This is a genomic window from Pokkaliibacter sp. CJK22405 (assembly GCF_046614695.1).
In the GTDB taxonomy this organism is placed as follows: Bacteria; Pseudomonadota; Gammaproteobacteria; order Pseudomonadales; family Balneatricaceae; genus Pokkaliibacter.
In genome coordinates, this window is sequence record NZ_JBKKHQ010000013.1 from 261,657 (window position 1) to 280,073 (window position 18,417).

Here is an 18,417-nt window from a genome sequence, read left to right on the forward strand (position 1 = left end):
CACTTACAGTTCGGCTGCCAGTTTGCTGACAAGCTCGCTATGGGCTTTCTCGTCGACAGAGGCACCCAGGATTTTTTCCGCACCGACAATTGCCAGCGCAGCAACCTGGCCACGCAGCTCTTCGCGAGCACGGTTAACATCCTGTTCGATCTCGGATTGAGCCGCCGCTTTCAGTCGATCGCCCTCGGCGCGCGCCTGATCTTTGGCTTCTTCGATGATCTGGTTAGCCCGTTTATTGGCTTGTTCAATAATTTTTGCTGCTTGCTCTTTGCTATCGCGCAGCTGGTCCGCAGCACTTGCTTGTGCCAGTTCCAGGTCACGCTTAGCACGCTCAGCCGCATCCAGGCCATCTGCAATCTTCTTCTGACGTTCTGCCAGAGCCGCGGTAATGGGCGGCCAGACATACTTCATACAGAAGAGGACGAAGACTGCAAATGCGATGGCTTGGCCAATCAAGGTCGCATTGAGATTCACGCCTCACCCCTCCCCTTTAGTTAACGGTGCAATCGTTGTTTACCTGAGGACAGGATTAACCAGCGATCTGACCTACAAAGGGATTAGCGAAGGTGAAGAACAGAGCAATACCAACACCGATCATGGTTACAGCGTCAAGCAGACCCGCAACGATGAACATTTTGACCTGCAGCATAGGTACCATTTCAGGCTGACGCGCAGCGCCTTCCAGAAACTTACCGCCCAGAATACCGAAACCGATTGCGGTACCCAGTGCGCCCAGACCGATCAGCAGAGCAACAGCGATAGCAGTTAAGCCTACTACTTGTTCCATTTTTTGACTCCCAGTTAAGGTTGCAAGTTGATTAAAGGTTTAACGAGTTTAAAAAATCAGTTTTTTACCCTGAGCCTTTATACGACTCAGTGGTTATCTTCATGCGCCATGCTGAGATAAACGATCGTCAGCATCATGAAAATGAAGGCCTGCAGCACGATAACCAGAATGTGGAAAATCGACCAGCCCAGCTGCAAAACGCCGCCCAGCGTACCCACAAAGGCACCAGCTGTATACATCAGCGCAATCAGAATAAAGATCAGTTCGCCTGCGTAAAGGTTACCGAAGAGTCGCAGTGCCAGAGAAATAGGCTTCGCCAGCAGGCCAACACCTTCAAGCAGCAGGTTGAAAGGCAACATCCACTTACCGAACGGGTGCAGAGTCAGTTCGCCCAGGAAACCGCCAACGCCTTTTACCTTGATGCTGTAATAGATGATCAGGGCAAAAACAGACAGGGACATACCCAAGGTCACGTTAGGATCAGTACTAGGAACGACTTTTAGATAAGAAATTCCCATCTCATGCGCGATACGTGGCAGCAGGTCCACAGGTACCAGGTCCATGAGGTTCATCAGGAAGATCCAGCAGAAAATGGTCAGCGCCAGAGGAGCAATGACCTTGTTACGGCCGTGGAAAGTTTCCTTGACGCTCTTGTCAACAAACTCCACCAGCAGCTCGACAAAGTTCTGCAGACCACCAGGAACGCCACTAGAGATACCCACTGCAGCCTTGCGGAACAGATAAAGGAAGATCACACCCAGAACGATCGAAAAGAACATGGAGTCCAGATTGATTGACCAGAAGCCCATTTCAGAGGCTTCTTTCGCCGAGTGGGCGATTTTCCAGCCGCCGGCTTCGGTGTGACCAAAGGTCAGATTGGTCAAGTGGTGTCCGATATATTCGGACGAAGTCATATTTTCGCTTGCCATAGTCTCTCAGCCTAACTCCCGGTTGAGGGTCCTCTGCGTACCAAAGGGACAACCCAATTCATCATCTGGACGGCAACAAAGCCGATAAACAGTGCCACCACATTCAGCGGCTTAATCTGGCTGAAGACCAGTGCAAAAAGCACCACAGTCAGCACCAGTTTGCCCGCCTCGCCTTTATAAAAGGCTTTGGCAATATCTCTGCTGGATCGAGCTCCGCGTACTGCGAAAAGCCGCCAGGCAAAGTACACATTGGGCAGAAAACAGACAATACCGCCCAGACTAATGGACAGGGCAGTGATCGGATCGAACACCAATGCACAGCTGCCTAACACCAGAGTCAGGAGGAGCTGACCAAGCAAGATGCGCTTTACTGGCGCCTGTCTGGCTTTTTGTCGCTCATTCACCTGAACTCTCCGTTGCACTCGCTGGAGGATTCGAACAAATTTTACCCAGCATTAAAGCGTTGGGCATTATATTGCCTAGTACTGACTGCTTCAACTTGAATCACAGTGAAAAATGGCTGAATTTCCTTTTTTTATACAAAAGTTATCGTCGCCATTTACTTGACTTTACTGTGCGAACTGCCTCTTAAACCCAGTATCTGGGGACTTACTGGGGCGCTACCTGATCCATGATCTGCTCAAGGTGAGCCAGATCTTTGTATTCGATCACGAGCTTTCCGTTACCACGCTTACTGTGTTGTATTTTTACGTGTTCACCGAAGTAACGTTGCAATCGCCCTTCCTGCTGGGCGACGAGATTATCCTGTGTCTGCGGTGCCGGGGCGACTTCTTTTTCACCTGCCAGCATTTTTTTCACAAAAGCTTCAGTCTGACGCACTGACAAACCACGGGCTACCACCTCTTCGGCCGCAATCACCTGATCACTTTCAGACAATACCAGCAGTGCCCGGGCATGACCCATTTCCAGATCACCGCGCTCAAGGCGCACCTTGACGCTGTCTTCCAGTGTAAGAAGGCGCAGTAAATTAGCCACACCGCTACGGGATTTTCCGACAATATCGGCCACTTCCTGCTGAGTCAGTTGGCTGTTTTCCTGCAGACGGGCAAGCGCCTTGGCCTGCTCCAGAGGATTCAAATCCTCGCGCTGAATATTTTCAACCAGCGCCAGAATGAGCGCATCGTAGTCGGTGACTTCACGAACCAGCGCCGGGATCTTCTCGAGGCCAGCCAGCTGGCTGGCGCGCCAGCGGCGCTCGCCGGCGATCAGCTCAAACTGTCCACTACCCATGGGTCGAACCACCACAGGCTGCATGATACCTTGCTGACGAATCGACGCGGCGAGCTGTTCCAGAGCCTCGGGTTCAATGACCTGACGCGGCTGTGCCATGCCCGGTGTGATGCTGCTAATAGGCAAGAATTGAAGACGGGGAGCATCGCTGTCGATATCGGCCACTTCCGTTACGACCGGCACCGGCGCTGATGTTTCTGCCTGTGTCTCGGATTCAGGCTCACTCAACCAGGACTCAATGGTTGGCTCATCAATACTGACACTTTGACGACCAGCACCCAACAGGGCGTCAAGCCCACGTCCCAGGCCACGCTTCTTGCTACTCATGAAAATGCCTTAACTTGCCAGAGAGGTCTGTTGTTGCTGCTTGCGATTCAGTTCGCCGGCCAGTGCCAGATAGGCAATAGCGCCGCGGGATTGCTTGTCATACATCAACGCAGGCAAGCCGTGACTGGGTGCTTCGGCCAGACGGATATTACGGGGAATGACGGTCTGATAAACCAGAGAATCGAAGTGCTCAGTCAGCTGGTTAGAAACTTCGTTCGCCAGACTGGTACGCGGGTCGTACATCGTACGCAGGATTCCTTCAATACGCAGGTCTGGATTCAAGGCACCACGAATCTGCTCAATGGTATTCAGCAGGGAGCTGATCCCTTCCAGCGCGTAATATTCGCACTGCATCGGGATGACGACACCATCGGCGGCAGCAAGGGCATTGACGGTCAGCATGTTAAGCGACGGAGGGCAGTCGATCAGAATGTAATCGTACTCGGCGCTCAACTCTTCCAGCTCTGCCTTAAGACGACGCTCCTTGTTGTCGAGCTCAAAAAGCTCCACTTCGGCAGCGGTCAGATCAGCGTTGCTGGGAATGAGATCAAAACCGCCGGGGGTCTGACGAATACGTACCTGATTCGCCTTGGCTTCACCGACCAGTACGTCATAGATCGACTGTTCAATGCTGTGCTTGTCGACACCGCTACCCATCGTCGCATTACCCTGGGGGTCCATGTCGACCATCAGCACACGGCGTTTGGTCGCTGCCAGTGATGCTGCCAGGTTGACGCAGGTCGTAGTCTTGCCGACTCCGCCTTTCTGATTGGTTACCGCCAGTATTCGTGCCACGATGATGCTCCCTCAGTTCTGTTGCAACACCACAAGATGACGCTCACCTTCACCGCCGGGAATCTCCAGCGGGAAGCTGTCTTTCACCTGAATTTCCGCAGGTAATGCCGCGATTTCCTCGCCCGGATACTGGCCTTTCATGGCCAGGAAGCAACCGTTTGGAGCCAGCAGATGTCTGGTTACGTTAACCATATCCTGAACGGATGCAAAGGCTCTGGAAAGAATGGCGTCAAAAGGTGGTTGTGGTTGCCAGGATTCTACACGGGTATTCACCACAACAACATTCTCAAGGCCAAGATTCAACTTCACCTGAGTCAGAAAACGCGTCCGTTTTCCATTGCTGTCGAGGAGGGTGAACTTTCGCTGTGGATTCAGAATCGCCAGAGGTATGCCTGGCAAACCCGCACCCGTGCCAACATCAATCAGATTGTCCCCGATCAGATGCGGATGCACGCTCACCGAGTCCAAGAGGTGGCGCCAGACCATTTCCTGCGGGTCACGAACCGCAGTGAGATTGTAGGTCTGATTCCACTTCACCAGCAGACCAAGGTAGGCCATAAGCTTGGCGATCGCTCCCTCTTCCACGGACAGACCCAGTTTGGCCAGTCCCTGACGAAGCTGTTGTTCCAGCTGAGCTTGGTTTTGCACCAGTAATTCCTTGCAGATAAGGGGTCGGCGTCAGGCGGACTTACGAACAGCCTGACGCTTTTTCAAATAGACTAACAGCAGGGACACTGCCGCCGGCGTGACACCGGGAATGCGTCCTGCCTGACCAATGGTGCTGGGGCGCACGTTCAGAAGCTTACTGCGAATCTCATTCGACAGACCGCCGACCTGTTCGTAGTCGAAGTCCTCAGGCAGCGCCATGTTTTCACTACGGCGCAGTTTCTCGATTTCTTCCAGCTGACGGTCAATGTAACCGGCGTACTTGATATCGATTTCCACCTGTTCAGCGACCTGCTCGCTCACCGGCTCTTCAGCGGGAGACATGGCACTGACGGCAGCGTAATCAAGCTCGGGGCGCTTGATCAGATCCTGAAGAGATGCCTGACGGCTCAAGCCCTGTCCTGTTGCAGCTTCCAGTTGCGTTGCAGCCTCACTGCCCGGTTGAATCCAGGTGTCCTTGAGACGCTGACGTTCGCGCTCGATGGATTCACGCTTCTCACAGAAGGCTTTCCAGCGCTCTTCACCCACCACGCCCAACTGATACCCCTGTTCGGTCAAACGCATATCGGCGTTGTCTTCACGCAGGATCAGTCGGTACTCGGCGCGCGAAGTAAACATTCGGTAAGGCTCAGAGGTGCCCTGAGTGATCAGGTCATCGACCAGAACGCCGATGTAGGCTTCATCACGACGAGGTGCCCAGCTGTCTTTGCCCTGAGAGCGAAGCGCGGCATTCATCCCCGCCAACAGGCCTTGTGCACCGGCTTCTTCGTAACCGGTCGTGCCATTGATCTGCCCGGCAAAATAGAGACCGTCGATCACCTTGGTTTCAAGGCTGGATTTCAGATCCTGTGGGTTAAAGAAATCGTACTCGATGGCATAGCCAGGGCGCAGGATATGGGCGTTTTCCATACCGCGCATGGAGTTGACGATCTGCAGTTGCACATCAAAAGGCAGACTGGTGGAGATACCGTTCGGGTAGAGCTCATGGGTGGTCAGACCTTCAGGCTCGATAAACACCTGATGGGTGTCCTTATCGGCAAAGCGTACGATTTTATCTTCGATGGAGGGGCAATAACGCGGGCCTACCCCTTCAATCACCCCGGCGTACATCGGCGAACGATGCAGGTTGGCGCGGATGATTTCGTGGGTTTTCTCGCTGGTGTGCGTGATGTAGCAGTTGATCTGTTGCGGATGCTCAGAGACATGGCCCAGATAGGACATCACCGGTAGCGGTGTATCACCGGGCTGTACGCCCATCACGCTGAAATCAACGGTTTTGCCATCAATACGTGGTGGCGTACCAGTTTTCAGGCGGTCAACACGCAGAGGCAGCTCACGTAAGCGCTGGGCTAGTCGAATCGCGGGCGGATCACCGGCGCGGCCGCCGCTGAAGTTGTCCAGACCAATATGAATACGGCCACCGAGGAACGTGCCTGCAGTCAACACCACCTGATCGGCCAGAAAGCGCAAGCCCATCTGCGTCACAGCACCTTTGACCTGCTCACCTTCGATGATGAGGTCATCCACCGCTTGCTGGAACAGGGTCAGGTTGGGCTGGTTTTCCAGAATCTCACGGATCGCCGCCTTGTAGAGAATGCGGTCAGCCTGAGCACGAGTCGCTCTTACGGCCGGGCCCTTGCGTGAGTTCAACACACGGAACTGAATACCGCCCTTGTCGGTAGCACGCGCCATCGCACCGTCGAGTGCATCAATTTCCTTCACCAGATGGCTCTTACCGATACCGCCAATAGCCGGGTTACAGGACATCTGCCCGAGGGTTTCGATGTTATGGGTCAGCAGTAGGGTTTTTACCCCCATGCGTGCAGCGGCCAGTGCCGCTTCCGTGCCGGCATGGCCTCCCCCGATGACAATGACATCAAAGCGATTTGGGAAATCCACTACTTACCTCATGTGCTTGCGCATGCCCTGACCGGGCGATGTGAGCTGTAGCGCTGACTGCAGCTCGATAAAAAGGTCGCACAGTATACCTGCCTTGGGCTCAAAACTGAATATATCCACACCAGCGCTGTGTTTCATTGTCACAATCTACGGCATTAGCCGTTAAAGATGATGATAGTGATAATAATAGTGTGGAAAAAATCTGTGCATAATCATTTTTAATTCAATAAAAACAATAACTTAATTCATTAATAACTTTGTATCATAACCGTGTGCTGCTTTGGGTCATACTGGGGATAAGCTTGATTTAACTAGGGTTTTTGTGCACAGCCTGGAATCAGGCAGGGGTTTATCAAGAAGAGTTATGCACTTAAACCACAGAGTTATGCACTTTTACTCATCAGATCTGAAATGAGATACACACAGAGTAGCGACCTCTGGGTGCTGCTATTTCTCAACACCGAGCCAAAAAGCCCACAGGATGGGGATAACTTTGCCCAATTCAGCTTATACACAGGAGTCCAGGCTGTTATCGGAAGAATTCTTGAAGGCAGCGAATAAAATTCACCGGGCTGAAACAAAAAAAGCTGCACAAGGCAGCTTTGAGAAGGCATTGGCCGCCTGAGCGACCGATGTATATAAGAAAGGTATGTAGCAGTTAACGGCTTACTTCCAGCCGGGATTCTCCCTGTTTCACGCTATACATCGCCTGGTCGGCACGCTGAAGCACCGCCGAGGCCGACTCATCATCCGGCTGCGGGAAAGCAATCCCGATACTGCCGCCGACGCTAACCTCAATACCACGACTCAGCTTGATGGGCTCCTGAATACCTGCAGCCATCAGGGTTCGAATATGCTCGGCAGCCGGGCTATCGGTAATACTGGGCAGCAGTACGACAAACTCATCACCACCAAGACGCCCCACCATATCATCAGCGCGAAGCAGTACATCCAGACGTCGTGCAACCTCACAAAGCACCTCATCACCGGCATCATGGCCGTGAAGGTCGTTAACCTCCTTGAACTTGTTGAGGTCCATCAACATCACGGCAAAAGGCCGGGTTTCACCATGGGCTTCATTGCGGGCGCGGTAACTGCGGAACAGCTCATCAAGACGCTGTTCTATGCCAAGGCGGTTATAAAGATGCGTCAGCGGATCACGCTCAGCGAGGCTCATGGCCTCATCCTCACGCCATTTGTGCTCAGTGATATCCAGCAGCAAACCGAGAATCAGACCATCATCCAGCGTATGCAGAATCAGTTGCGCCCAGCGATCACGGGACAGGGAAATGTCCTCGCGGTGAGCATCGCCCCGTGCCAGCCGCTCGCGGATACTCAGATCCAGCGGCAGCTTCTGTCCGGGCTTGAGGGAGTTGTTTCTGAGCATCTGGGCAAAGGCGGGGTTAAAGGACACCAGATGATCATCACTGTCGATGACACAGATACCCATCGCTGCGTTATCGATGATCAGGCGCGATTTGCTCTCGCTGATTTCCAGGTCACGGCGCATCTGCCGTTCAGTTTCCAGCAAACCTGCCAGCGTCGTAATCAGCCCATTAATGTCCACGGCCAGACGACCAATTTCGTTCTGCTCGTTAGCTCGCGGCAGTGCGACCTGTTCAGCTTCGGCGACATTCAGGCGGTGCAGTCGGTCAGACAGGCGTTTGATCGGCTGTACGATTAACAGCAGCACCACCAATGCGACCAGCAAGGCCACCACCAGCGCCTCAACCTGCAATACGATGGCGATGTATTCGGCATACACTCCGGCCTGATCGCGAATAAAGCGCTCATCCGGCAGCACTTCAACCTTGCCAACCTGACGATTATTTTCGGTCGCCAGAATTGGCGTACTGATTGCCGTATTGCTTTGCCAGTAACCGCCGCCGCTGGTGACCGGCAAGCTGGCCAGCACCTGGTCATTACAGGTGATACGCACAGCCGCCAGCGGCTTGTTGGTCATAATGCCGCGGGCCACTTCGTTGGCGAGAGAGAGATCGTGGTGGGTACAGGCCAGGCTCATGGTGTGGGCAACGGTCGCCATCACTTCTTCGAGCTGGACATGAATGCGTTCGCGTTCGTGATCGATGAGGATCGGCTGAATCAGCCAGGCGCAGGCAAGCGCCACCAACGCACCCATTCCCAGAATAATCAGGGTGATTCGGTGGGCGACGCGACGGCGAAGTATTTTACGAATGAAGGTCAGCCACTTCATCGTCCGGTCTCCCGGCAGATGAATAACACGGGCCGGTGCAACGATGGCTTCCCTGCATTTCCGGAAGGGTCAGCCCAGATGGCCGCCTTCGGGAAAGGGATTAACGACATGCTAACTGTTACCTCATCCCACTGGAGTGCCTCCCGATATTGCCATCAGGAAACATGAATCGTTGATATAATCCCCAGCCCCTTACCAATGACTGAGTAGCCTTAGGGTAAAATAAGTTCCTGCTCTCGCCTACCGGGTTTGACGTTCATGCCTGATCAAAATTTTGACGATCTCAGCAACCATTTCGAAAGCCACATCTATGACAGTCTGAAAGGCCAGCTGCGCTTGTTGTTGCTGGATGAAGATCTGCAGCAGAACGGTGTTCTTGCCCAGCCTGAACTTCAGGTACTGGATGCCGGTGGCGGGATCGGGCAGTTTAGCGCCCGACTGGCAGCCCAGGGACATCAGATAACATTATGCGATCTTTCGGCAAAAATGCTGGACAAAGCCCGTGCTTACTACGCCAATCATGCCCCCGACGCAGCCGTTCGCTTTATTCACAGCCCGCTGCAGGAGTTGCAGGAGCAGGCATTACCCGCCGCCGATCTGCTGCTGTTTCATGCCGTGATGGAATGGCTTGAAGACCCGCAGGCTGCGCTGGATACCTTATTACCCTTGGTCAAACCCGGTGGCTGGCTGTCGATCATGTTCTATAACAAGCATGCCTTGCGCTGGCGTTACCTCACCAGTGCCCAGTTTGAGGAAGGTATGAAGGAAAAGTTCCGCCGCCGCCCGGAATCCCTGACACCGACCAATCCACAGGAGCCGGAAGCGGTGCATCAGTGGTTGCTGGATCGGGGGCTGGAAGTCCATGCCTGGACGGGGATTCGCTGCCTGTATGACAACGTGTTCCGGCCACTGCGGGTGAAGCTCACCCTGGAAGATGTGCTGGAAGCCGAGCGCCGTTATTCACGGATTCCGCCGTACCGCGACCTTGGCCGCTACGTGCATATGCTCTGTCGCAAGCCCGAATAAACGTACTTGCCGCCCATAAAAAAACGCGCCGATCAAAGCGCGTTTTTTGAGCCTCAGGGCTTGCGGGCAATCAGCGTCGCCCGGATCGGCCCGGGATAACCCTCGCAGGTGCGGGTGTTATCGTTGGGGTCGAGGAAGTCCGGCAGAGAGTTAAAACTCATCCACTCGGTACTGCGCTGTTCTTCCACCGTGGTGCGACAAACATCCACCGTGCGCACATCGACATAACCGACGCGGCGCAGCCAGCGCTCCAGCATCGCCGTTGAAGGCAGGAACCAGACATTGCGCATCATGGCGTAGCGGTCTTCCGGTATCAGCACCTGATGCTCATCACCTTCCACCACCAGCGTCTCCAGAATCAGCTCGCCGCCCTTGTTCAGGCAACCCTGCAATTGCAGCAGATGCTCAAGCGGATCACGGCGGTGATACAGCACGCCCATAGAGAATACCCGGTCGAAGGCACCAAGATTGGCAGGCACATCTTCCATGCGCACGGGCAGATAATGCACAGGCGCATCAGGGAAGTAGCGTTTCACCGCCTGAAACTGGAACAGAAACAGCATCGACGGGTCGATACCGAACACATCGCGCGCGCCTTCACCGGCCATGCGCCAGCAGTGATAACCCGAGCCGCAACCGACATCGAGCACGCGCTTGTCTTTAAGATCAACATGCGGGGCGACGCGCTGCCATTTCCAGTCCGAGCGCCACTCGGTATCAACAAAATGACCGAAGAAATCAAAGGGGCCTTTGCGCCAGGGACGAAGGCCGACAAGCCCTTGCAGCGCGGCAGCACGGGCGGCGTCATCGAGCACACCGGTGATGCTTAAGGTGTCCTGGGTGCAGTCAACGCTGGCCGCCGCGACATCCGGCAGGGTTTGCCAGGCGTTCAGCCAACGCTCAAGATCGCCGTGGGGTTTGTCCGCAAACAGCGCCTGTAATTTGGGCGGTAACTCTTCGGCCCAACGCTCAAGGCCGGAACGGCGCATGTGCGCGACGGTATCGGCAAACCAGTCCTGATAATTCCATCCATTCATGGTTTGGCAGGTCCTTTCAGGGCCAGAATCGAGACAAAGTTAAAGCACTGATACCACAGCAGCGCCTGATTAAAACCGGCCTCGAGCAAACGCTTGCGGTGGGTGTCGATACTTTCGGTGATCAGCACATTCTCAAGGGACGTGCGCTTCTGGCTGATTTCCAGATCGGAATAGCCGTTGGCCCGCTTGAAGTCATGGTGCAGTACTTCCTGCACGCTCTGCTCGGGTTCATCAAAGCAGATTTTCTCTGACAGAATCAGCGCGCCACCGGGCAACATGCCATCACAAATGGTTTTCAACAGTTCAGGGCGGTCTTCAGGCGGCAGGAACTGCAGGGTGAAATTCAGGGTGACGACGGAGGCTTTCTCGATCGGCTGCTGGCGAATGTCGCCCAGTATCAGCTCGACCGGCGCGGCGGCACTGTCAGCGTCAATATAGTCTCGGCACTGGCTCAGCATCGCCTCGGAGTTATCTATGCCGATGATGGTACAGTCGCGGCTGCCCGCCCCGTGGCGCATCGCCAAAGTACTGGCGCCCAGGGAGCAGCCCAGATCATAAAGATGGGAGCCATCACGGCCATAGCGTGCGGCGATCAGCTCGATCATTGGGATGATGGTGGTGTAGCCGGGAACAGAGCGGCGGATCATATCGGGGAACACCCGAGCGACCGACTCATCAAAGGCAAAGCCGCTGACTTCGGACAGTGGCTGGGCGTAGATACGATCTTGCATGTGAGTACCGGGGCAGAAAAATCCGGCTATTCTACCCCTACCGGCGGCCTTCTGCACGAAAGCCGCCGCGACGCATTATTCCCCTTCGGGCCAGAATCGCGCCTCAATGGCCGAACGATCGAGGGGTTTGGAGAGATAAAAGCCCTGAATTCGCTCAATCTCCAAACGCCGACACAGCTCCACATGGGCCTGAGTTTCTGCCCCTTCGCCCACCACCGTCAGACCCAGCGCATCCGCCAGCAGCACCACGCCGCGAATCAGCGCATAGGCTTTGGGGTCATCCTCCTCGGGAGGCATCAGGCTGCGGTCCACCTTGAGAATATCGATGGGGAAGTTACGCAGATGGGAGATTGAGGAAAAACCAGTGCCGAAGTCATCCAGGGCGATGGCGCAACCCAGATCATGAATCGCCATAATGGTGGTCATCTTCTCTTCGGCATCATCCAGCAACGCGGTTTCGGTCAGCTCCACCTCCACCTGCTGCGGGGGTACACCATGAGCCTCAAGGCAGGCACCGAGGTAGGCCGCCAGTTCAGGTTCACCGAGCTGAACTGCGGAAATATTCAGCGCCATGGTCAGCGGCTTGCCGCTCTTGTTGATCCACGCTGCCAGCTGCTGAATAGACTGGTTAATCACCCAGCGGCCTATGCCATGAATCAGCCCGGACTCCTCTGCCACCGGAATAAACTCCGCCGGACTGCAAAGACGGCCGTCCATCGACCAGCGAATCAGAGCCTCAAAGCCGATCAACTCGCACTGCTCCGAGTCAAACACCGGCTGATAATGCATGATCAGCTCATTGCGTTCCTGCGCCTCACGCAACCGCACTTCCAGTTGGTAGCGTCGGGAAAACTGAGCCTGCATTTCCGGCTGGAAAAAGCAGAACTGGTTACGGCCCTGGCGCTTGGCTCGGTACAGCGCGATATCGGCGTGCCGGAATAACTCATTCACACTCTCCGAACTGCCACCATGCAGCGCCAAACCGATACTGGCGCCGGTATTGATCACCGCATTTTCGATCTCGAAGGGCTTTTGCATGACCCAGAGAATACGCTGCGCGGTCTGGCTGACCACCTCGGGTCCATGAATATTGGGCAGGGTAATGGCGAACTCATCCCCGCCAAGACGGGCAAACATTTCATTGCCGCGCAGGCAGCTCTGAATCCGCACCGCAACCTTACACAGCAGTTGGTCACCGATGGCATGGCCGTGGTGGTCATTAATGTATTTGAAGTGATCAAGGTCAATGAGCATCAACCCCAGCCGGTTCTTGCCGGAGGAATCCACCGCCAGTTTCAGGGTTTCATCAAACAGGTAGCGATTGGCCAACCCCGTCAGACTGTCGGACTCTGCCAGCAGCTTGGCACGCTGATAGCTCACCAGCAGTTCGCTTTCGAGGGAAAAGCGGGTTTGTGCATGGAGGATGGCACGGTGGAGCCGAACCGCGTTGATGTCCGATTTGGGCAGAAAATCCTGAGCACCGGCGCGCAGACAATCCAGCGCCAGATCCTCTTCTTCGGACACACTCATCATGATGATGGCGGTACTGTGGTCGAGGCGCTCATTGCGCAGGCTGAGCAGCATTTCGATGCCATCGCGCTGTGGCATGGCGTAGTCCAGCAACAGCACATCAAAATCATCGGCGTCAAAAAGCTTAAGGCCTTCATCCACGGTGGAAGCCTCAACGATGGTACATTCCGGGTCATCGGCCCAGAGCGTTCGTTTGAGATGCTCGCGGTCTACGGAGTCATCATCAACAATTAGCACATGCATCCCCATTTCCCCTCCATGCGCTAGTTATTGGTTATCGTCACTGCGGCTCTTGGCGGCCGCAACGTCGATAGCGGGTAATTCGGCAATATTCCAGTAACCGTCCAGAAGCCGGACGACATCGCGAAAGCCGATGGCTGCTTCATCCTTGATAAAATAGCCGGCAATGTTGTGGTCATAGCTGGCCGTAATATCGCGTTCTGCTGTCGAGGTCGTCAGGACAAAAATCACGGCACAGTCGAGTACCGGGTCTTCGCGTATCGCCTCCAGAAACTCGATACCGTTCATCCGTGGCATCTGTAAATCCAGCAGGATCACAAAGGGCGAAGGCACCTGGCCTTGCCGCAGCATCTCCAGTGCCTCCATGCCATCGTTGGCACGCACAATCGGATTGGCGATCCGCTCTTTCTCAAAACTGCGCTGAATACTTTCCGCATCCACATCGTCATCTTCCACCAGAAACAAGGTGACGACGCTGCGGTTGTGACGATTCAGTGGCATGGTGTCCTCCTCCGTCGGTGGCGTTGTCTTGGTCTTCATGCGTTCTTCTTCGCGGTCGGTCGTGGCCAGCGAATCAGAATTCGCGTACCGCGTGTGCCATCAGAATCAATACGCATGTCGCCCTTATGGTGTTCTACAATTTTTTTCACGAGGGCCAGGCCCATGCCGCTGCCTTCCACCCGGTCACGGGGTTGCAGGGTCTGAAACATGGCCAGCGCCTTGTGATGCAGCGCTGGTGGAATTCCCGGACCATCATCTTCGATACAAAAGAGGTAATCCTCGCCCTGCGTCTCGCAGCTCACGTGAATCTTTCCCTCCTCCAGATCGTGATGCTTGATCGCATTGCTGATGAGATTCGTCAGCACGGTTTCAAACGGCGTACGCTGAATCCACAACTGGCAGGGCTCAGAGTCGCAAGTAAAACCCTTGGGCTCACCCTGCAAGGTGAAGATCTCCTCCACCAGCGGGCATAAATCGATCTTTTCCAGTTCATACTCCTGCCGACTGGCACGGGAGTAGGCAAGCAGGTCATCCAGCAGACGCATCAGCCGTCCAGCACGCTGATCCAGCATATTAAGGTGATTGCGCGAGGTTTCCGGCAGCAGCTCATCACAGTCTTCACGCACCCAGCCGATAATTTTCTGGATCGCATTCAGGGGGGATTTCAAATCGTGGGAAGCCACGTAGGCAAAGCGATCAAGCTCTTCGTTAATGCGGGTCAGGTCTTCAATTTGCCGCGCCAGAGTCCGCTCCGAGGCCAGCCGCTGGCGAATATCAATCAGCGTCGCAATCACGCTGGTCAGCTTACCGGAAGCATCGCGCAGTGGTGCGAGAGCAATTTCGATATCAATAAGCGAGCCATCCTTATGACGACCTTTGAGGGATCGGCCAGCATCGAGATAGCACTCGAAGGGCTCAGCAATATAGCCATTGCGCAAACCCACATGATGATGGCGCAGGGAATCCGGTAATAAGAGCTCAATGGGCTGGCCACACATCTCCTCACGGCTGTAGCCAAACAACTTCAAGGCGCAGGCATTGACCATATCAATGCAACCGTTGGGCAACATTGTCAGTACGGCATTGGGAGAATATTCGATGATACTGGCCATATTACGTTCAGCAGCGAGTAGCGCTTTACGCTCCTCTTCCAACGATTCCACCTGATGCTTCAGGCGTGCCTCCTGCTCCAGCCGCGGTCGGATATCAATCACGGTGGCGATGACTCCCACGGTCTGGCCTTCATCATCGGCGTAAGGGTTCAGTGATACCTCAACATCAATCAGTTCGCCGCTGGCATGCTGAGCCTGAAGTTCACGGCCACTGCCCATCGCCCGGGGAGTGGCATCAATCACATAGTCACTACGAAGCTTCACATGGTGACGGGCAATGGCAGCGGGAATCAGCATCTCGACGGGCTGCCCAACCAACTGGCTGGCCTCATAACCAAACAACTGGCAGGCGCGGATATTGGCAATCAGGATCTGACCTTGCCGATCCACCGTCAGAATGGCATTGGGCGAATGCTCCATCAGCTTGATCACATTCGAATCAAGAACGCCCATACGCGCCTCGCTGCTTCATCCCTGATGTCCTCATTGGCTGCACTTTTCTGTCCCTTGAGTATGGTCAAAAACCCTAAAGTTGCGAGCAGGCCCACCACTGCCAGCCATGGGAAGATGAACTCGATTCATTCACATAAGCAACGTCGTGCACGCTATTGCTTATGCGAACGAAAGACCAAAAAGTAAAGTATAGAAGGAGATCAGCAACTTGCCGGGAAAAGGATCAGAGAAGCGGAGTCTAGTAGGTGTCGATATGGGTCAGCTTGCGGCTGACAAAGCGGTTAAGCGCCCCCAGAACGGGCAGCTTGTTGAGGAAATGGGCCGCTGCATCCCAGTGATCCAGATGCAGGGTCACGCGCCCTTCTTCATCGAAATGAATTTCACTGACGCCGGGAAATTGCCAGTCACCGAGCCCGGCTAGATGGCCGGAGAAATCCCAGCGCACAAAGCAGACCGACTCACTCCAGGCCTCGTTCAGAATCCCAAACGCAGGCTGCTCCACATGATCAATAAAGTGCTGCAGTATCAGCCTGACCGCAGCTGGCCCCTGCACCCGGTTAAAGGGGTCCTGGAAAATCACCTGCGGGTGCAGACACTCATCCAGACCATTCAGCCCCTGATCCAGGGCGCGAAAGTAACGCAGATAGTTGGTCAGCCCTGCTTTTTGCGCATCATTGGCCACCCTGTTTGCCCTCCACGGCCTGATCAAACCCGGTTCCTCGTGCCACCAGCCAACGATAAAGCCGGCGCGGTAAAAGACGCAACACGGCCATCGCCCAGCCAAATCCCCGCGGGAAACGAATCTCCGGTTTCCGGCTACAAAGCCCCATGATCATGGCATGGGCAGCCTCTTCAGGCTCCATAAGACTCGGCATCGGGAACGGATTCTTGTCCGTCAGCGGGGTACGCACGAAACCTGGATTGATCACCTGCAACCGAACATCGGTGGAAATGAGCTCAATACTCAGGGCTTCAATCAGATTATTCAGCGCCGCCTTGGTCGCCCCATAACCGCCCGCCGTGGGCAGCCCCCGATAACCTGCCACGGAGGCCACGACCGCAATCTGTCCCGCATTCTTTTCAAGACAATACGGCAACAAGGCTTCCAGACAGCGGCTGGTACCGACGACGTTCAGGTTCATTAACGTCTGAATGTCATCGGCGCTGAAGCTTTTGACCGGGGTTGGAATATGAGTGCCTGCATTCAGAATCGCCAGATCCGGCGGACCGCTGTGCTCGCACATCTGATTGACCGCCTGATGCACTGACTCGGCATCAGTGATATCCACAGGCAGAGGAATAATCTCCCCCGCCCATTGGCGACTCTCTTCGGCCAGCTCCCTGAGCTTGTCTTCACTGCGGGCACTGGCGTAAACCCTGATCCCTTCTCGGGCCAGTTGTTCGGCAACCGCGCGCCCCAGGCCCTGACTGGCACCGGTAATCCACACCTGTTTCCAGGGTAAGGAGTGATCCATCATGCTCTCCCTGCGTCCTTGCGAATACCGAGGGCGATCCCGCTCAGTACCGCGTGAATGTTGGTCATGCGAGTGCAGCTCTGCTATTTACTGGCCGCACTGGCGACAGACCAGCCGTATCTGGCTGCCATCACTGGCTTTGAACGCCATGCCCACCCAGTGACCTGCTGCGTCATACCAGACATCGGTATCGTGCAGATCCCCCTGATACTGATAATGCGTCGCCTTGATGGAGCCATCCCGGCTGCTGATTTTTTCCTGCCCGAAATTCTTCAGCGTGAAGTGATTGATCTCGCCGGTCAGGGTATTGATCAGCTGCTGCTGACCGAGAATCGCCGGGTTGTAATGCTGACTGGTCAGTAGCCTGTTGGGAAAACGTACCTCGGTGACCTTTTTTTTGTCCTGGCGTGTGCCACTCAGGGCATCATTTTTGCTCGCCAGATCCAGCGCAAAGGCATCGCCGTCATCATCCACCTTTACCTTAAGCGACTGCATCTGCCAGTCACCGGCCTGCGGTTGCCAGGTCTCGCGGGCATCATAGCGGTAGGTGAAGTCCATAAAGAGAATGGACAGGTCAATGGACATGGTCGAATGGAACACAAAGCCATCACCGGCTGTGGCAAACTCGCCACGGTACTCACCAATGGTTTTGCCCTTGCGTACCACATCAAACTGCAGACCCTGCGGGCCGTAAAACTGCTGCCAGTCCCGCTGCAGGGGTGCTGCACTTGCCCAGCCGGACAGCCCCATGACGGCCATCAGCAGGAAGGAAAACCGGCCTGCCCGGTTCATGGCCCGTTCTCGCCGCCGGAGATGTGCATCCAGCCATCCATCGGCGGTGAGCCGGGATCCTTGCTGAAGAAAATACTGACCGTACCGAGAGTTACACCCCATTTGGTCACGGTGGCACGGTTAATCAGCGCCCCGCCCGGCTGCAGCCACATCCAGTCATTAAAATGCACCTTCCAGTGGCCATCGCCGACGGCAAGATTCATCTGATATTCCCAGTTCAGGGCATTACCCGCGGTATGGCCTTTGGCCTCACCAATCACATCGCCTGCCGTCCCCACGTAGGTGTGAGGCGCCGGTTTTTTGATCGTCCAGACCCGACGATCGCGCTCGCCATCGTCATAAAGGAAGTGCTCATCCAGCTTCAGGATTTGATCCTGCTCCTGCCACTGGCCATCGACCACCACCCGGAACTGCCGACGCACCTTGCCAAAACGGTCCTGAAACAGGCCCCAGGCGTAGGTCTTACCGGCGAAGTAATCCTCAAGAACCAGCTCCGGCCCTTTGCCTTCAAAATCTTCGGGTTTCATGGTGCTGCATCCGCTGATCAGAACCATCATCAGGCTGAGCAGCAGCCCCAGCCCAAGACGTTTTCCTTTGAGTGAAACACCCATTCTCTCCTCCTTGACCGCCGGTAACGGATAGGCGCGACCG

At 55.1% G+C, this 18,417-nt stretch carries 19 protein-coding genes; 1 reads left to right on the forward strand and 18 read right to left on the reverse strand.

The window, feature by feature from the left end; genetic code table 11:
* Positions 1-3: 3 nt before the first annotated feature.
* The 9 genes from ACKC9G_RS10060 to ACKC9G_RS10100 all read right to left on the reverse strand — a co-directional run bounded on the left by ACKC9G_RS10060 (position 4) and on the right by ACKC9G_RS10100 (position 8,869).
* A complete protein-coding gene (locus tag ACKC9G_RS10060) occupies positions 4-474 on the reverse strand; it encodes a F0F1 ATP synthase subunit B (RefSeq protein ID WP_411404867.1) in 471 nt (156 codons plus the stop codon).
* Between the two features lie 55 nt (positions 475-529).
* Entirely contained in the window at positions 530-787 is a 258-nt protein-coding gene (gene atpE / locus ACKC9G_RS10065; protein ID WP_104153085.1) for a F0F1 ATP synthase subunit C, read from the reverse strand.
* Positions 788-873: 86 nt separating this feature from the next.
* Positions 874-1,716: a F0F1 ATP synthase subunit A gene (gene atpB, locus ACKC9G_RS10070; RefSeq protein WP_411404869.1), complete on the reverse strand. Its 843-nt coding sequence runs from the start codon at positions 1,714-1,716 to the stop codon at positions 874-876.
* A gap of 11 nt (positions 1,717-1,727) precedes the next feature.
* Positions 1,728-2,120 carry an ATP synthase subunit I gene (locus tag ACKC9G_RS10075; RefSeq protein ID WP_411404871.1) on the reverse strand — a complete coding sequence of 131 codons (393 nt, stop codon included), beginning with the start codon at positions 2,118-2,120 and terminating at the stop codon, positions 1,728-1,730.
* A gap of 205 nt (positions 2,121-2,325) precedes the next feature.
* Positions 2,326-3,294, reverse strand: coding sequence for a ParB/RepB/Spo0J family partition protein (locus ACKC9G_RS10080; protein WP_411404873.1), 969 nt, complete (start codon positions 3,292-3,294; stop codon positions 2,326-2,328).
* A 9-nt stretch (positions 3,295-3,303) separates the two neighbouring features.
* Positions 3,304-4,089 carry a ParA family protein gene (locus tag ACKC9G_RS10085; RefSeq protein ID WP_411404875.1) on the reverse strand — a complete coding sequence of 262 codons (786 nt, stop codon included), beginning with the start codon at positions 4,087-4,089 and terminating at the stop codon, positions 3,304-3,306.
* Between the two features lie 12 nt (positions 4,090-4,101).
* Positions 4,102-4,737, reverse strand: a complete 636-nt coding sequence (rsmG, locus tag ACKC9G_RS10090; RefSeq protein WP_411404877.1) for a 16S rRNA (guanine(527)-N(7))-methyltransferase RsmG — start codon at positions 4,735-4,737, stop codon at positions 4,102-4,104.
* Positions 4,738-4,767: 30 nt separating this feature from the next.
* On the reverse strand, positions 4,768-6,654 hold the full coding sequence (gene mnmG, locus ACKC9G_RS10095) for a tRNA uridine-5-carboxymethylaminomethyl(34) synthesis enzyme MnmG (protein WP_411404879.1): 1,887 nt from the start codon (positions 6,652-6,654) through the stop codon (positions 4,768-4,770).
* A gap of 658 nt (positions 6,655-7,312) precedes the next feature.
* Positions 7,313-8,869 (reverse strand): diguanylate cyclase domain-containing protein, encoded by a 1,557-nt coding sequence (locus ACKC9G_RS10100; protein ID WP_411404881.1) that lies wholly within the window; start codon positions 8,867-8,869, stop codon positions 7,313-7,315.
* Between the two features lie 258 nt (positions 8,870-9,127).
* On the opposite strand from ACKC9G_RS10100, the gene ACKC9G_RS10105 reads away from it, so the two are divergent.
* On the forward strand, positions 9,128-9,895 hold the full coding sequence (locus tag ACKC9G_RS10105; RefSeq protein ID WP_411404883.1) for a methyltransferase: 768 nt from the start codon (positions 9,128-9,130) through the stop codon (positions 9,893-9,895).
* Between the two features lie 53 nt (positions 9,896-9,948).
* Here the strand turns inward: ACKC9G_RS10105 and cmoB are convergent, their stop codons facing one another.
* The 9 genes from cmoB to ACKC9G_RS10150 form a co-directional block, all read right to left on the reverse strand.
* Positions 9,949-10,932, reverse strand: coding sequence for a tRNA 5-methoxyuridine(34)/uridine 5-oxyacetic acid(34) synthase CmoB (cmoB, locus tag ACKC9G_RS10110; RefSeq protein ID WP_411404885.1), 984 nt, complete (start codon positions 10,930-10,932; stop codon positions 9,949-9,951).
* A complete protein-coding gene (cmoA, locus tag ACKC9G_RS10115) occupies positions 10,929-11,663 on the reverse strand; it encodes a carboxy-S-adenosyl-L-methionine synthase CmoA (protein ID WP_411404887.1) in 735 nt (244 codons plus the stop codon). Before cmoA ends, cmoB begins: the two co-directional genes overlap by 4 nt.
* 75 nt (positions 11,664-11,738) lie before the next feature.
* Positions 11,739-13,436 (reverse strand): putative bifunctional diguanylate cyclase/phosphodiesterase, encoded by a 1,698-nt coding sequence (locus ACKC9G_RS10120; protein ID WP_411404889.1) that lies wholly within the window; start codon positions 13,434-13,436, stop codon positions 11,739-11,741.
* Positions 13,437-13,460: 24 nt separating this feature from the next.
* Positions 13,461-13,973: a response regulator gene (locus tag ACKC9G_RS10125; protein ID WP_411404891.1), complete on the reverse strand. Its 513-nt coding sequence runs from the start codon at positions 13,971-13,973 to the stop codon at positions 13,461-13,463.
* Positions 13,970-15,499, reverse strand: coding sequence for a sensor histidine kinase (locus ACKC9G_RS10130; protein WP_411404893.1), 1,530 nt, complete (start codon positions 15,497-15,499; stop codon positions 13,970-13,972). Before ACKC9G_RS10130 ends, ACKC9G_RS10125 begins: the two co-directional genes overlap by 4 nt.
* 238 nt (positions 15,500-15,737) lie before the next feature.
* Complete coding sequence (locus tag ACKC9G_RS10135) at positions 15,738-16,181, reverse strand: nuclear transport factor 2 family protein (RefSeq protein ID WP_411404895.1); 444 nt, start codon at positions 16,179-16,181, stop codon at positions 15,738-15,740.
* Positions 16,171-16,977 (reverse strand): SDR family NAD(P)-dependent oxidoreductase, encoded by an 807-nt coding sequence (locus ACKC9G_RS10140; RefSeq protein WP_411404897.1) that lies wholly within the window; start codon positions 16,975-16,977, stop codon positions 16,171-16,173. Before ACKC9G_RS10140 ends, ACKC9G_RS10135 begins: the two co-directional genes overlap by 11 nt.
* An 84-nt stretch (positions 16,978-17,061) precedes the next feature.
* Positions 17,062-17,766, reverse strand: coding sequence for a DUF6134 family protein (locus ACKC9G_RS10145; protein WP_411404899.1), 705 nt, complete (start codon positions 17,764-17,766; stop codon positions 17,062-17,064).
* On the reverse strand, positions 17,763-18,377 hold the full coding sequence (locus ACKC9G_RS10150) for a DUF3833 domain-containing protein (RefSeq protein WP_411404901.1): 615 nt from the start codon (positions 18,375-18,377) through the stop codon (positions 17,763-17,765). The genes ACKC9G_RS10145 and ACKC9G_RS10150 overlap by 4 nt, the downstream gene beginning before the upstream one ends.
* Between the last annotated feature and the right edge of the window lie 40 nt (positions 18,378-18,417).